The organism is Anaerococcus sp. Marseille-P3915 (assembly GCF_900258475.1).
Classification (GTDB): Bacteria; Bacillota; Clostridia; order Tissierellales; family Peptoniphilaceae; genus Anaerococcus; species Anaerococcus kampingae.
In genome coordinates, this window is record NZ_LT984887.1 from 510268 (window position 1) to 523028 (window position 12761).

Genomic DNA, 12761 nt, shown 5'->3' on the forward strand with positions numbered 1-12761 from the left:
TTTATACCTTTGTTATTGGTGCATAATCTTGGTTTAATTTCTTAAGGCCTTTTTTATCAAAAGCTATTACTAATTCATTGCCATCTTCACTCTCTTTGATTTGAACGACCATTCCCTTTCCCCATTTGCTATGCATAACTGTATCTCCTACTTGATAGGTTGAATCATCCTTTTTGTAGGCCTTAGCCTTTAGGTTTAGGACAGATTGTCTAGCCTTTTCTCGCATATAATCTTCATTTAAAGATTTTTCGTAAGTCTTAGAGTTAAAGTCTATAAATTCCTTATTTGTTTGCATTTTTATTTGATCATCTATTTCTTCTATAAATCTTGATGGCTTATAATATGTTACTTTACCATAATTTCTTCTTACTTGAGAGCTGGTTAGGTAAAGTTTTTCCTTTGCACGGGTAATTCCTACATAAAAGAGCCTTCTTTCTTCTTCTAGATTACCCTCATCTAAACTTCTTTTGCTAGGAAACAGTCCTTCATCCAGGCCAACTATAAATACTACTGGATATTCAAGACCCTTAGCCTGGTGCATTGTCATAAGAGATATAGAATTTTCCGAATCTTCGGTCTTATCTATATCAGATAAGAGAGAAAGATTTTCTAAGTAATCTCTTAAATTATCATCTGGATTATTTTCTTGGTATTCAGCAGCAGATGATATAAATTCATTTATATTATCGATTCTTGCCCTATCTTCTACTGCTAGGGATTTTTCGAGATTTTTAAGATAGTTGGATTTTTCAAGGACTTCATTGATTAAATCGACAATCTTATATTTATCTACATTTTCAAAAATATCTTTAAGTGGCAGGTAGAACTTATCAGCTAATTTTCTATACCTATCAGTTAGAAGAAGTGAAAAATTAGGATCTATTATCAAATCAAGCATTGAAACCCCATGACTTCTGGCTATATTTTCAATATTTTCTACTGATTTAGCACCGATTCCTCTTTTTGGTTCATTTATAATTCTCTTTAGACTTATATCATCCTGGTGGTTGACTAATATATTTAAATAGGATATTAAGTCTTTAATTTCTTTTCTATCATAGAATTTTAAACCACCTATAACTTTGTAAGCCATTAAATTTTTCAAAAGAATTTCCTCAAAAGGTCTTGATTGAGCATTTGTCCTATAGAGAATCACTATATCATTTTCCTTATATCCTTCGGATATGAGGTCTTTAATTGTTTCAATTACAAATTGGCTTTCTTCACTTTCTACAGAGGTTTCTTTATAAATTACATCTGCTCCCTCATTTTGATCAGTCCAAAGATTCTTTTCTTTTCTCTCGAGGTTATTAGTGATTAATTTATTTGCAGTATTTAAAATTTTTGAAGTCGACCTATAATTTTGCTCAAGTTTTATAGTTTTTGTTGCTGGGAAGTCTTTTTCGAAATTTAAGATATTTCTAATATCTGCTCCCCTAAATGAATAGATAGATTGGTCTGCATCCCCTACTGCAACAACGTTTTGATTTGCCCCTGCTATGAATTTTATTAGTTCATATTGAGAGTTGTTTGTATCTTGAAATTCATCTACAAATATATAATCAAATTTATTTTGGTAATAGGCAAGAGTTTCCTTATCTTTTGAAAATAAGTCCAAGACTTTTTCTATCAAATCATCAAAATCTAGCGCATTGTAATCAAATTTCTTTTTCTCGTATTCTTTATAAATCTCAGCAATGGCATCCGCATCTTGCATATAGAAATTTAGCTTTAAGAACTCATCGGGTCCTATGGATTTATTTTTTGCATTTGATATTACATTTTGAGCAAGCCTGTAATTTATTTCATCTTTGAGGCCAAGGTCATTTATTATTTCTTTGATTAGGGTTCTCTGATCTGTAGTATCATATATTGTAAAATTACTGGAATATCCAATTTTTTCTATGTTCATCCTTAATATTCTAGCACAGATTGAGTGAAAGGTTCCTATCCATAAATAAGAAACATCCATATCTAGCAAATCAGCTATTCTTTCTTTCATTTCTCCAGCTGCCTTGTTGGTAAAGGTTATAGCTAAAATATGGCTAGGATTTATAGATTGCTCCTTGATTTTATAGGCTATACTTGTGGTTAAAACGGAGGTTTTTCCACTTCCAGCTCCTGCTAAGACTAATAAAGGGCCATCCCTATGTAAAACCGCTTCTTTTTGCCTATCATTTAACCTATCTAAGTTCATAAGACCTCACTTTCTCGACCTATATATTATACCACAAAAAAAGAGTAAGTAACTTACTCTTTTGATTCTTTAAGGTCTTTTTCAATTAGTTTTTCAAGAACTAAATCGTAACCACCTTCTCCATAGTTAAGTGATCTATTAACTCTTGAAATTGTGGCTGTAGAAGCGCCTGTTTCTTCTTCAATAACTGAATAGGTTTTTCTAATCTTTAATAATTTAGCTACATGTAATCTTTGTGAAATTGATTGAATTTCCCTTGCTGTACAGATGTCTGTAAAAAATTGATAGCATTCCTCAACATCTTTTAGCATTAAAATCGCTTCGAAAAGTTCATCTGCTTCTTTAGTTCTTAGTTTTGATTCTGACATCATAATTATTCTCCTTAAATATTTTTTCTATAATTTTTTTGCACAGGTTCTCGTTCCTAGCAAGAATTGGACCATGCAAATAAGTCCCTATGGTATTTTTATAAATAAAGCCTTCGCTATTATCTTCACCGTTATTACCGTTACCTTCCAAAACTTTTCCAAAAGCGTTTTGCTTGTCTGACAAAAATGTTCTACCGCCGTGATTTTCAAAACCTAGGCATATTTCATCAAAGCTTTCCACTTGTATTTTTATTTGGCCGGTAAACCTATTTTTAGAATCCTGATTGACTGTATAGTGATCGAAGATAGACAGACCATCTATTTTGTTTCCATAAGCGTCATAATAGTACTTGCCTAGCAGTTGATAACCACCGCAAATTGCTAAAAATAAGCCGTTATTTTCGATATATTTAACAATCTCATCTTTTTTCTTTATTAAATCATTTTTGACTATGGACTGTTCATAGTCCTGGCCACCACCAAAGAAAACAAAATCATAATCAGATTCTTTAAAATCATCACCTATAGAAACTATCTTCCTTTCTGTTTGTATACCCAACTTTTTAAGTTCATACTCAAAAGCCATTAAATTTCCTACATCGCCATAAGTATTCAATAGATTTCCATAAAGGTGGCATATTCTAAATTTTTCTATAAATCAAGCACCTCCCTTAGTCTTAGCATTGCTGTATATGTGGATAAAACATATATATCACTAGTATTAATCTTATCGATTACATCATAAATCTCATTTTCATAATCAAATTCGACTATTGGTTGATCAATAAGCTCTGCTATTTCAAGCCTTCTTTTCATATCCTTTGACCTCATACCAGATACATATATTTTTTTGATATTAAGTTTTTTTAATTTCTCATAATTAGCATCATATATCCATGACACATCGAGTCCATCAGCATAATTATCATTGAGTAGACAAATTAAACTAATATCTTTATCTTCCAATAGCATAAGATCAATAACTTGATTGAGCCCTGTTGGATTTTTGACAAGGTTTATTATAAGATTCTTATCTTTGATTTTAATATTTTCTTGTCTACCAAATACATTCTTTTGTTTTTTTAGGCCTTCTTTTATCTTTTCTTGAGATACACCTAATTCTCTGGCTACAGATATAGCAGTAAGTGCGTTATAAATATTATATTTACCACCGACATTTACTTCATAATTGTAGCCATCAATAACAAATTCAGAATGGTCCGGATTTTCCTCTGTTATTTTATCTATGCGATACTTTATCTTTGGTGACTTAAAGTCACAATTAGGACACGAAAAGTCTCCTAAAGATGAATAATTTACACTTTTGTACTTTAATACTGAATGACAATGAGGACACAAAATTCCATCAGAGTTAAATTCTGCATCTAAAACATAAGCACCTTCTTCATTTTCTCTAATAGCATAATATACTGGATAAAATCTACTTAAAGAATCATAGGAAAATAAGGGGAGATCACCATTTGCTATAATTTTTGAATCAGGCATCAGGTCAATTCCTTCTATTATCTTATCTAGGATATTATAAATCTCACCAAACCTATCCATTTGATCTCTAAAGATATTTGTAAGAGCTATATAATCAGCTTTTAGATAATTACCTATTCTTACTAAGTTAGCCTCATCCACCTCTAGGACAGCAATACTTTCTTTATCACTAGGATTATCAAGTAGGGATGTTATTATGCCCTGAACCATATTTGAACCAGATTCATTTGTAAGAACAATAGGGTACTCCTCTTTTAGGATACTTACAAGAAAGTGAGTAGTCATTGTTTTGCCATTTGTTCCGGTTACAAATATGAATTTAGTATTTTTTGATAATTCTTTAAGAATATCTTTATCTAATTTATAAGCAATATAGCCTGGTAGGCTCGTTGCATTTCTATTTAGTAATCTTAATGAAGACCTTATCGATTTTGCTAATACTTTAACTAGTTTGCTTTTTAAACTCATAATATTATTAAACCTTATTATGCTAATTTTTCAAAGTTAATAAATTATTTCAAATTCACTTTCATTGGGCTTAATATCAACTACTTCTACAAATTTATTCTCAATTCTTGCAAAATTAATATTTTCTAATCCCTCAAAAAACTTATATAAAGTTATTTTATCTGCTTGGATAAAGACTTCAACACTCCCATCGTATAAATTTTTAACTGTACCAGTAATATTTAGTGAGTCTGCAAGCATCTTTACCTGAAATCTAAAGCCTACTCCCTGAACCCTACCTTTAAAAATAATGTGATATCTTTTCATATATACTCCTTATGCCTTATTATACTTGACAATGACTCATGTAAAAATATAATAATTATATACCCCCTAGGGGTGGTAAAGGAGGTTTAATGAAACAAAGATTTGATATAGAAGGTATGACTTGTTCTTCATGCCAAGCAGCTGTCAGCAAGGCTGTAAGCAAGCTTGGTGTTACAGAAGTAAACGTCAATCTAATAAATGAATCGATGACCGTTGATTATAATCCTAGCAAATTAAATGATGAAAAAATTATAAAGGCTGTTGTAGATGCTGGTTATAATGCTAGGGTTAAGGGGAAAAATGAGTCAGTATCAAAGGATTTGCTTAAAGAATCAGAAGAAGATAATACTAAGTTTAGGCTTAAGGTATCCTTTTTCTTTATGATAATACTCATGTATGTAGCAATGGGTCCTATGGTAAATCTTCCCCTACCGAGGTTTTTAGAAGGAACTAGTGGAGCGATAAATAACGCTTTTGTTCAATTTTTATTAACAATTCCAGTTATATTTGTTAATAGAAAGTTTTTTATTTCAGGTTTTAAATCACTAAAAAATGGAAGCCCGAACATGGATACCCTAGTTGCTTTAGGTTCTTCGTCAGCTCTTATGTATGGTATCTTCGTGATAATGAGAATGGCCCATGCAGCAGGTCTATCAGAATTTGATGTGATTGATCATTATAGACATAACCTGTATTTTGAATCATCAGCAATGATTCTTACCCTAATTACTCTTGGTAAATTTTTTGAAGCAAGAAGTAAGGGCGAGACAAAAGCATCTCTTAAGTCTCTTATGGACTTATCACCAGATAAGGCAAATATCATAAGGGATGGTGAGGAAATAACTATAGATACTGCTGATATAAAAAAAGGTGATGTGGTAGTTATTAGGCCTGGTAACAGGATTCCGGTAGATGGTGTAATTATTGAAGGAAGCTCTCTTGTTGATGAGGCAGCTATTACTGGCGAGTCAATACCAATAACTAAAGAGGTTGGTGATGAAGTTATTTCTGCTACTATTAACAAACAAGGTTCTTTTAAGTTTGAAGCTACTAGGGTCGGTGAAGATACTACCCTATCCCAAATCATAAATCTTGTAAATGAAGCCAATGAAACTAAGGCTCCAATCGCACAATTAGCAGATAAGATATCAGCAATATTTGTGCCAGCAGTAATTATAATTTCAATCCTTACATTTATTGGTTGGTATTTTTATAGCAAAGACTTTGAATTTGCTTTAAATCTGATGATATCTGTACTTGTTATTTCTTGCCCTTGCGCACTAGGGCTTGCCACTCCAATGGCAATAATGGTTGCAACAGGTAAGAGTGCTCAAATAGGCTTATTATTTAAAAATGCAGAAAGTCTTGAAAACTTGCATAAGGTTGATACTATACTCCTTGATAAGACTGGAACAATCACAGAAGGAAAGCCTGTAGTAACAGATATAATGACAGATATGGACCAAAATGAATTTTTAAAGATAGCTTCTTCAATCGAGCACCTATCTGAACATCCTTTATCAGAAGCTATAATCAATAAAGCAAAAGAAAGAAATATATATAATATCCCTATTGATGACTTTACATCTTTTCCAGGTAAAGGTATTGCAGCAAAAATTGATGGTCAAACTTATTTTGCTGGTAATTTTAGGTTGATGGATGAAAATAATATTTCTACTGGAAAATATGAAACAATTCATAAAGATCTATCAAAAGAAGGTAAGACTTCTATGTATTTTTCTGATTCTGATAAGGTCCTAGGATTGATAGCTGTCCAAGATCAGGCAAAGGAATCATCTAAAATAGCAATTGACCTGCTAAAAAAAGATTCTTATAAGATAACTATGCTAACAGGTGATAATGAAAATACGGCTGAAGCTATAAGGGCAAAGCTAAATATAGATGAGAAATTTGCAGAAGTTTTGCCTCAAGATAAGGATAAAGTAGTTAAAAGACTACAAGCTGATGGCAAAAAAGTAGCTATGGTTGGAGATGGAATAAATGATGCCCCTGCCCTAGCTAGAGCTGATATAGGGATAGCAATAGGAAGCGGCGCTGATGTTGCTATAGATTCTGCAGATGTCATCCTAGTTAAAAATTCACTACTAGACATAGTCAAGGCCATAGAATTATCTAAGGCAACAATAAAAACTATAAAAGAAAATCTTTTTTGGGCTTTCTTTTATAATATATTATTAATACCTGTCGCAGCAGGTCTACTCTATCCAGGCTTAAATATAAGGCTTAATCCGATGTTCGCATCAGTTGCTATGAGTTTATCATCAGTATTTGTTTGTCTAAACTCTTTAAGGCTTAGAGGATTTAAGTCAAGTGCATCTGGATATGAAGAAAGTAAGAATGTCACTATCGAAGAAAATATTTTGGAGGATAAAATGAGTGAACTTAAAAAAGTAATCGTAAATGTTGATGGAATGAGCTGCAATAATTGTGCAAAACACGTTAATAAAGCCCTAAGTGAAATTGAAGGTGTAAAAGAAGTTGATGTAAACCTTGAAGGTAAACAAGCAGAAGTATCTTACGAAGGAAATATTGAAGAGGAAACTTTAAAGTCTGCAATCGATGAAGCAGGATATGAATACAAAGGAATCGAATATAAGTAAATGCATGCTGATAAAAGCAAAACTATAAGGAAGCTTAAAACAGTTGGTGGACAAATTGACGGTCTAATAAAAATGGTTGAAGATGATAGGTACTGTGTAGATATATCCACCCAACTAATGGCTTCAATTTCTATTCTTAAAAATATCAATAAGGATGTCTTAAGAGGCCATCTAGAACATTGTGTTTATGATAGTCTCAAGCAAAATAATGAAGAATCAATAAAAGAAAAAATTGATGAAATAGAGAAAATTATTGATAAACTTAACAAGTTATAGTTTCAATATTTACTAGCTGGGTATCTTTATAGTATAAAGATAAAGGAGATATATATGACAGAAAATAACATGAATCAACCATTTCAAGATGAAATTAGTGAATATACAGTATCAGATAAGGTTCTTGCAAAAATCACAAAGAAAGTTGTAGACAAGGTAGATGGTGTATTAGACCTTCAAGGTGGACTATTAAACTCAATTACATCAAGTTTTACTAACAAGGAAGAAGAATCTACATCTGGAATCTCTATTAATCAAGAAGAAAGACAATGCATTGTTGAAGCTTCATTAATATTAGAGTACGGAAAAAAAGCAGCGCTAGTTTTTAAAGAAATAGACTCTTTAATCAAGCAAGAAATATATGAACTTACAGGTATAAAAGTCGCAGCTGTAAAAGTTGATATAGTTGATGTTTTAACTAAAGAAGAATTTGCTAAAAAAAATCAAGATAAAAAAGAAGAAAGATAAATATTGAACTAAAAAGGGACTGCCCAGCAGTCCCTTTTAAAATTAAAAATTATTTATATATGACATGAATCCTTGGTTTTTTTCAAGAATTTTAAATATTCCTACACCAATGATTGATACCATGACAAATTCACTAAGCATAAATTGGAAAATCATTACAAGTAGGGCTTCGTTATTAGCAAGAATAAACCAGGTACCAAGTGCAGGAACGATCATTAAAAGCACTGGGAATAAGGAAGCTATAAATAAATTATTAGCTTTCTCCATTAGTTTAAATGCTACAAAAGATGCAAGAGTACCAAATATTACATCAAATGCAGCCATTGGGCTCATAAAGTTAGCAAGGGCACATCCTAAAAGTAGACCTGGGATAAATCTCTTGTTATAAAATACTAATAAAACCAAAATTTCACTAAATCTAAATTGGATAGGTCCATAAGATGCCACAGGCATAAAGATTGTAAGCACTGCATAAAGGGCCGCTACTACTGCTGATTTCACTAAAAAGTTAGTGTCAGTAAAACTAAAATATTTCTCATTCATTTTTTCATCTCCTTGATTTTTTTATAATGGGTGCCAAGAAACATTACTTGTTTATTATAACATAAAATAAGGTTTTTTCAAGAAATATAAAAAGAGATATTCACATTATAATTAATCAGTCGATATTTTTATATAAAAATCCATTATATAGAAATAAATAATAGATATGACAATATTTAAAATGTTATAAAAATAAATCTACCCTTTTACATTTAGTTTTATATTTTATCATATTGAAGACTTAATCAAAATCTAGTAAAATAGAGGTATGAAAAAGCTATGTATAATACTTCTATCAGCAATTGTTTTAAGTGCATGTCATAAAGAATCAGATAGTGACTTAAAAGGATTTATTGATGAAGAAAGTGTAAAAATAATTGAAGATTTAAAATCTTTGGCAAGTAATACCTTTAATACTAAAAGTTTACTAGATTTTAAATATGAAATAAAACCAAAATTAAAATCTGATGTAAAAGAAGATATCATTAAAAACGTAGAAGCCGAAGCTAAAAAAGATAAAAAAGCAGAATGGATATATAATAATTTTTACAATCTAAATAATGTTGATGCCTATCTTACCGGAAATGATCCAGACACCATAGAATTTATTTATAATATGAACCACGATATAAAAGATTTTGAATTTTATGAAGGAGAATCTGTTAATCTTAAAAGAGAGACACCATATTTCTTGCAATGGGATAATAGATGGGCATATGATACCCTCTACCCTACTAATATTGGAATTTCTGGTTGTGGACCTACTTCTGTTGCTATGGTCTTATCTAGATTTGAAAATAAACTAATATATCCAAAAGAAGTAGCCAAAGATGCCGCTAAATTTATGAATGATGGAGGAATGGATTGGGCTTTTATAGAGCATGAGGCGAAAAAATATAATTTGAATGTAAAAGATATTGCTCTAGATAAGAAAAAAATGATTGAGGCCTTAAAAAATGGTCCTCTTATTGTATCAGTTAAAAAAGGATATTTTACGCTCTATGGTCATATTTTGGTTATAGATTCTGTAAAGGGTGATAAATTTATAATAAATGATCCAAATAGTGTCAAAAACTCAGTTATAGAGTGGGATTTCGACCAGATTTCTAATCAAATTGCAAAAATTTGGGAAATTTCAAAATAAAATTTGACAAAAGCTATAAATGGTGTTATACTATAAAGGTAGTTAGCGAGCACCATTAGCTCAGTTGGTAGAGCACCTGACTCTTAATCAGGGTGTCCAGAGTTCGAGTCTCTGATGGTGCACCAAATTTTGAGGAGTATTTACTCCTCTTTTTTTATTACCTTTATCAAATCAATAAAATTTTAAATTTCTCCTTTACAATTTTCAAAAAGACGTATAATATCATAAAATATTTATTTCCAGGAGGAATATATGAAATTTGATACAAGAAACCTAACTAGTGTTGGAATTTTAGGAGCTATTGTAATAATGCTCGGTCTTACACCGCTAGGATTTCTACCCCTAGGAGTCCTTACCGTTACAACCTTACATATACCTGTAATAATAGCTGGTATTTTGGAGGGTCCTTTGGTTGGAGGCCTGGTTGGATTAATTTTTGGTTTATTTAGTATTTTTAATGCTATTACAAGACCAGGTCCTATATCATTTGTATTTTACAATCCACTAATATCTATCATACCAAGGATTTTAATTGGTGTAGTTACAGGACTTGTTTATAGGGCTTTAAAAAATAAGGATAACTCAAAATTAAGACTCTTTATGAATGTTTTTTGGTCAGTTGTTGCCATAGTTTTAGCGGTAGTGACTCTTAAATCTTTTGTTGGAGATGTTAAGCTTGTAAATAAGATATTCTCATTAGTATTTTTAATTCTTGCAATAGTTATGCTTTATTTATCTGTGAAGAATAAAAAAGCTAATTTTGCTATTGCTGTATCATCTTTTATGGGAACTTTGACAAATTCTGGACTTGTTTTGGGTTTGATATATCTCATCTATGCTAAATCATATGCAGAAGCTATTGGAATCAGCCCAGATTTAGCTATGAATGCTATATTCTCAGCCTTCATAACCAATGCTATTCCAGAAGCTATAGTTGCAATCTTAATAGCAAGTGCTGTTGTAACATCTTTATCAAAGAGAAGAAAGTAAGAAAATTAAAAATGCACACTCCCAAGATTTGGGAGTGTGCATTTTTAATTTGGAAAATATTATAATAATAAGTTATTTTTGTTGGATCATCCTGTTAGCTAAGTCTAAAAATCTTAAGGCAAGATAATAATCATCCCCCATAAGGTCATATATAGCATCTTCTGTCAATATTCCTTGATTTATTGATGGGTCAATCTTGCCTTCATTTGAGTCATCAAAATCTTTTTTAAACTGCTCGCTATAATAATATTCTACCAGTTTATCAAAATCTTCCCTATCCTTATCAAGCTGATCTAGGATTTCGTTAATCTTTCCTAAGAGCTCTTTATAGTTTTCATAAGTTTGAGTGTATTTTTCAATGTGTTTATAGTCCATTTTCTTCCTCTTTCAAATTTTTAATTATTTCATCTAATTCATTCTTAATTAGATATGCCTTGTTTACATTGCTTTTATTTGTACTTATTATTATTATACCCAAATCTTTTAGAAAAATAATGTATTGTCCACCAGTTCCGCTGGCATATTTTATATTATCCTTTCCAGTCCAAAGGCTATAGCCATAATAGTCATCTGATAATAAATTTGTACTTTCATAATCTTTGTTTGATTTATATAAATTTGCCTGCATCTTTTCTATCCAAGAATTTGATACTATTTTTTGGTTCCTGTAATATCCATCATTAATTATTATTTTCCCTAATTTAAGCATATCATCAGCAGATAGATATAGCTTAGTAGCTCCTGCCAAGTACTTTCCATAATAGTCCCATCTTGGAATTTTTATATCAATTTTGTTAAAGATATTTTCATCGATAAAAGTGTATAAGTCATAGCCTAGGTATTCTTGCATAGCAGCAGCTAGGACATAATAACCAGCATTGGAATACAAAAATTTTTGACCAGGATTAAAATATATGGGATATGATAAGGCATAATCAAGGAGATTATCCTTATTAAGTTCAGCTATATCTTTACTCATTAAAATTATATCCCTATAGCCCATGGTGTGGGTTAAACAATCTCTTACCCTAATTTTCTTAAGTTTTTCTATATTTTTTGTATTAAAAATTCTTATCTTATCTTTTAAAATATCATATATTAAAGTATCTTCATTAAAATTCCCATTCGATTTATCAATCAGTATCCCACAAGAAAGGCTTGTTACAAATTTTGCAATAGATCTTATATTTATAATATCATCACTAGCATCTTTATATAAAATCCCCCTTTCCATTGAATATATTATCAAAGAATCAATATTGTTTTTTTTAATATTTAGTAATTTATCAATCATATCCACCCTCAATTTTACTATACAAGTCTACCTTAAGAAATAAAGATTAGTTCATATGATAATATTAAAATGTTGTATTTTAATGATTTGTTTATATAAGAAAATTCCTCTTTTTAGATTAACTAAGAAGAGGAATTATTTATATAAACTTACTCATAATTCTTAAATTAGAAGAATTTTTAAATTCTAGGTCGCCATAAAACTTATCGTGTTTTTTATCATTTATAGAGAGTAATTCTATAAGGCTAACATTTTTATATAATAATTGTTCTTCTAATTTTTTTATAAACAATTTTCCAAGCCCATTATTTTGAAATTCTTTAAAGATAACTATTTCTTCTAGCATATATGATTTTAAGTCGTCATATTCTTTTATATATCCCATTAAAAAACCTGTATACTCATTTCCATTATTTTGTATAAGGCAAAGAGAATCGGGGGTTATGAAAACTTGCCTAATCCTCTTATAGGCTTTTTCATAAGTCCAAGATCCATCTTCATTTTCGTTATAATATTTAACATAAAGACTTGTAATTATATCCAAATCTTTTTCAGTCATACTTATATAATTCATAAGCTT

Annotated in this window: 14 protein-coding genes and 1 tRNA gene; 6 read left to right on the plus strand and 9 right to left on the minus strand. The window is 30.5% G+C overall.

Annotated elements, in window-relative coordinates; translation table 11 throughout:
* Position 1: 1 nt before the first annotated feature.
* Genes C8269_RS02550 through C8269_RS02570 form a run of 5 tightly spaced genes read right to left on the minus strand, consistent with a single transcriptional unit; the run spans position 2 to position 4845 of the window.
* Complete coding sequence (locus C8269_RS02550; protein ID WP_106460290.1) at positions 2 to 2197, minus strand: ATP-dependent helicase; 2196 nt, start codon at positions 2195 to 2197, stop codon at positions 2 to 4.
* Positions 2198 to 2250: 53 nt separating this feature from the next.
* Positions 2251 to 2565 carry a YerC/YecD family TrpR-related protein gene (locus tag C8269_RS02555; protein WP_106461115.1) on the minus strand — a complete coding sequence of 105 codons (315 nt, stop codon included), beginning with the start codon at positions 2563 to 2565 and terminating at the stop codon, positions 2251 to 2253.
* Positions 2540 to 3205: a type 1 glutamine amidotransferase gene (locus tag C8269_RS02560; protein WP_199792176.1), complete on the minus strand. Its 666-nt coding sequence runs from the start codon at positions 3203 to 3205 to the stop codon at positions 2540 to 2542. The genes C8269_RS02555 and C8269_RS02560 overlap by 26 nt, the downstream gene beginning before the upstream one ends.
* Positions 3206 to 3216: 11 nt before the next feature.
* The gene (locus C8269_RS02565; protein ID WP_106460292.1) at positions 3217 to 4539 is read right to left on the minus strand and encodes a Mur ligase family protein; all 1323 of its coding nucleotides are present in this window, start codon (positions 4537 to 4539) and stop codon (positions 3217 to 3219) included.
* A 36-nt stretch (positions 4540 to 4575) separates the two neighbouring features.
* Positions 4576 to 4845: an acylphosphatase gene (locus tag C8269_RS02570; RefSeq protein WP_106460293.1), complete on the minus strand. Its 270-nt coding sequence runs from the start codon at positions 4843 to 4845 to the stop codon at positions 4576 to 4578.
* An 89-nt stretch (positions 4846 to 4934) separates the two neighbouring features.
* On the opposite strand from C8269_RS02570, the gene C8269_RS02575 reads away from it, so the two are divergent.
* From C8269_RS02575 to C8269_RS02585, 3 genes are read left to right on the plus strand one after another with little or no spacing between them, the layout of a single operon-like run.
* Positions 4935 to 7466 (plus strand): heavy metal translocating P-type ATPase, encoded by a 2532-nt coding sequence (locus C8269_RS02575; RefSeq protein WP_106460294.1) that lies wholly within the window; start codon positions 4935 to 4937, stop codon positions 7464 to 7466.
* Positions 7467 to 7742: a metal-sensing transcriptional repressor gene (locus tag C8269_RS02580; protein ID WP_106460295.1), complete on the plus strand. Its 276-nt coding sequence runs from the start codon at positions 7467 to 7469 to the stop codon at positions 7740 to 7742.
* Between the two features lie 54 nt (positions 7743 to 7796).
* Positions 7797 to 8210, plus strand: coding sequence for an Asp23/Gls24 family envelope stress response protein (locus tag C8269_RS02585; RefSeq protein WP_199792145.1), 414 nt, complete (start codon positions 7797 to 7799; stop codon positions 8208 to 8210).
* Positions 8211 to 8252: 42 nt separating this feature from the next.
* On the opposite strand, the gene C8269_RS02590 is transcribed toward C8269_RS02585, so the two are convergent.
* Positions 8253 to 8753: a QueT transporter family protein gene (locus C8269_RS02590; protein ID WP_106460297.1), complete on the minus strand. Its 501-nt coding sequence runs from the start codon at positions 8751 to 8753 to the stop codon at positions 8253 to 8255.
* Between the two features lie 268 nt (positions 8754 to 9021).
* Between C8269_RS02590 and C8269_RS02595 the strand changes: the two genes are divergently transcribed.
* The 3 genes from C8269_RS02595 (at position 9022) to C8269_RS02605 (ending at position 10887) form a co-directional block, all read left to right on the plus strand.
* A complete protein-coding gene (locus C8269_RS02595) occupies positions 9022 to 9897 on the plus strand; it encodes a C39 family peptidase (protein ID WP_106460298.1) in 876 nt (291 codons plus the stop codon).
* A gap of 49 nt (positions 9898 to 9946) precedes the next feature.
* Positions 9947 to 10022: transfer RNA gene (locus C8269_RS02600), tRNA-Lys, on the plus strand.
* A gap of 127 nt (positions 10023 to 10149) precedes the next feature.
* On the plus strand, positions 10150 to 10887 hold the full coding sequence (locus C8269_RS02605) for an ECF transporter S component (RefSeq protein ID WP_106460299.1): 738 nt from the start codon (positions 10150 to 10152) through the stop codon (positions 10885 to 10887).
* 72 nt (positions 10888 to 10959) lie between these two features.
* Here the strand turns inward: C8269_RS02605 and C8269_RS02610 are convergent, their stop codons facing one another.
* The 3 genes from C8269_RS02610 to C8269_RS02620 all read right to left on the minus strand — a co-directional run bounded on the left by C8269_RS02610 (position 10960) and on the right by C8269_RS02620 (position 12755).
* Positions 10960 to 11262 (minus strand): DUF4298 domain-containing protein, encoded by a 303-nt coding sequence (locus tag C8269_RS02610; RefSeq protein ID WP_106460300.1) that lies wholly within the window; start codon positions 11260 to 11262, stop codon positions 10960 to 10962.
* On the minus strand, positions 11252 to 12181 hold the full coding sequence (locus C8269_RS02615) for a serine hydrolase domain-containing protein (protein WP_106460301.1): 930 nt from the start codon (positions 12179 to 12181) through the stop codon (positions 11252 to 11254). The genes C8269_RS02610 and C8269_RS02615 overlap by 11 nt, the downstream gene beginning before the upstream one ends.
* A 139-nt stretch (positions 12182 to 12320) precedes the next feature.
* Positions 12321 to 12755 carry a GNAT family N-acetyltransferase gene (locus tag C8269_RS02620; RefSeq protein WP_106460302.1) on the minus strand — a complete coding sequence of 145 codons (435 nt, stop codon included), beginning with the start codon at positions 12753 to 12755 and terminating at the stop codon, positions 12321 to 12323.
* Positions 12756 to 12761 lie beyond the last annotated feature (6 nt).

Coding starts and splice junctions, on each gene's coding strand:
- C8269_RS02555 (WP_106461115.1), bottom strand. CDS start 2,565: ATGTCAGAATCAAAACTAAGAACTAAAGAAGCAGATGAACTTTTCGAA.
- C8269_RS02605 (WP_106460299.1), top strand. CDS start 10,150: ATGAAATTTGATACAAGAAACCTAACTAGTGTTGGAATTTTAGGAGCT.
- C8269_RS02595 (WP_106460298.1), top strand. CDS start 9,022: ATGAAAAAGCTATGTATAATACTTCTATCAGCAATTGTTTTAAGTGCA.
- C8269_RS02585 (WP_199792145.1), top strand. CDS start 7,797: ATGACAGAAAATAACATGAATCAACCATTTCAAGATGAAATTAGTGAA.
- C8269_RS02590 (WP_106460297.1), bottom strand. CDS start 8,753: ATGAATGAGAAATATTTTAGTTTTACTGACACTAACTTTTTAGTGAAA.
- C8269_RS02565 (WP_106460292.1), bottom strand. CDS start 4,539: ATGAGTTTAAAAAGCAAACTAGTTAAAGTATTAGCAAAATCGATAAGG.
- C8269_RS02610 (WP_106460300.1), bottom strand. CDS start 11,262: ATGGACTATAAACACATTGAAAAATACACTCAAACTTATGAAAACTAT.
- C8269_RS02620 (WP_106460302.1), bottom strand. CDS start 12,755: ATGAATTATATAAGTATGACTGAAAAAGATTTGGATATAATTACAAGT.
- C8269_RS02615 (WP_106460301.1), bottom strand. CDS start 12,181: ATGATTGATAAATTACTAAATATTAAAAAAAACAATATTGATTCTTTG.
- C8269_RS02570 (WP_106460293.1), bottom strand. CDS start 4,845: ATGAAAAGATATCACATTATTTTTAAAGGTAGGGTTCAGGGAGTAGGC.
- C8269_RS02550 (WP_106460290.1), bottom strand. CDS start 2,197: ATGAACTTAGATAGGTTAAATGATAGGCAAAAAGAAGCGGTTTTACAT.
- C8269_RS02580 (WP_106460295.1), top strand. CDS start 7,467: ATGCATGCTGATAAAAGCAAAACTATAAGGAAGCTTAAAACAGTTGGT.
- C8269_RS02575 (WP_106460294.1), top strand. CDS start 4,935: ATGAAACAAAGATTTGATATAGAAGGTATGACTTGTTCTTCATGCCAA.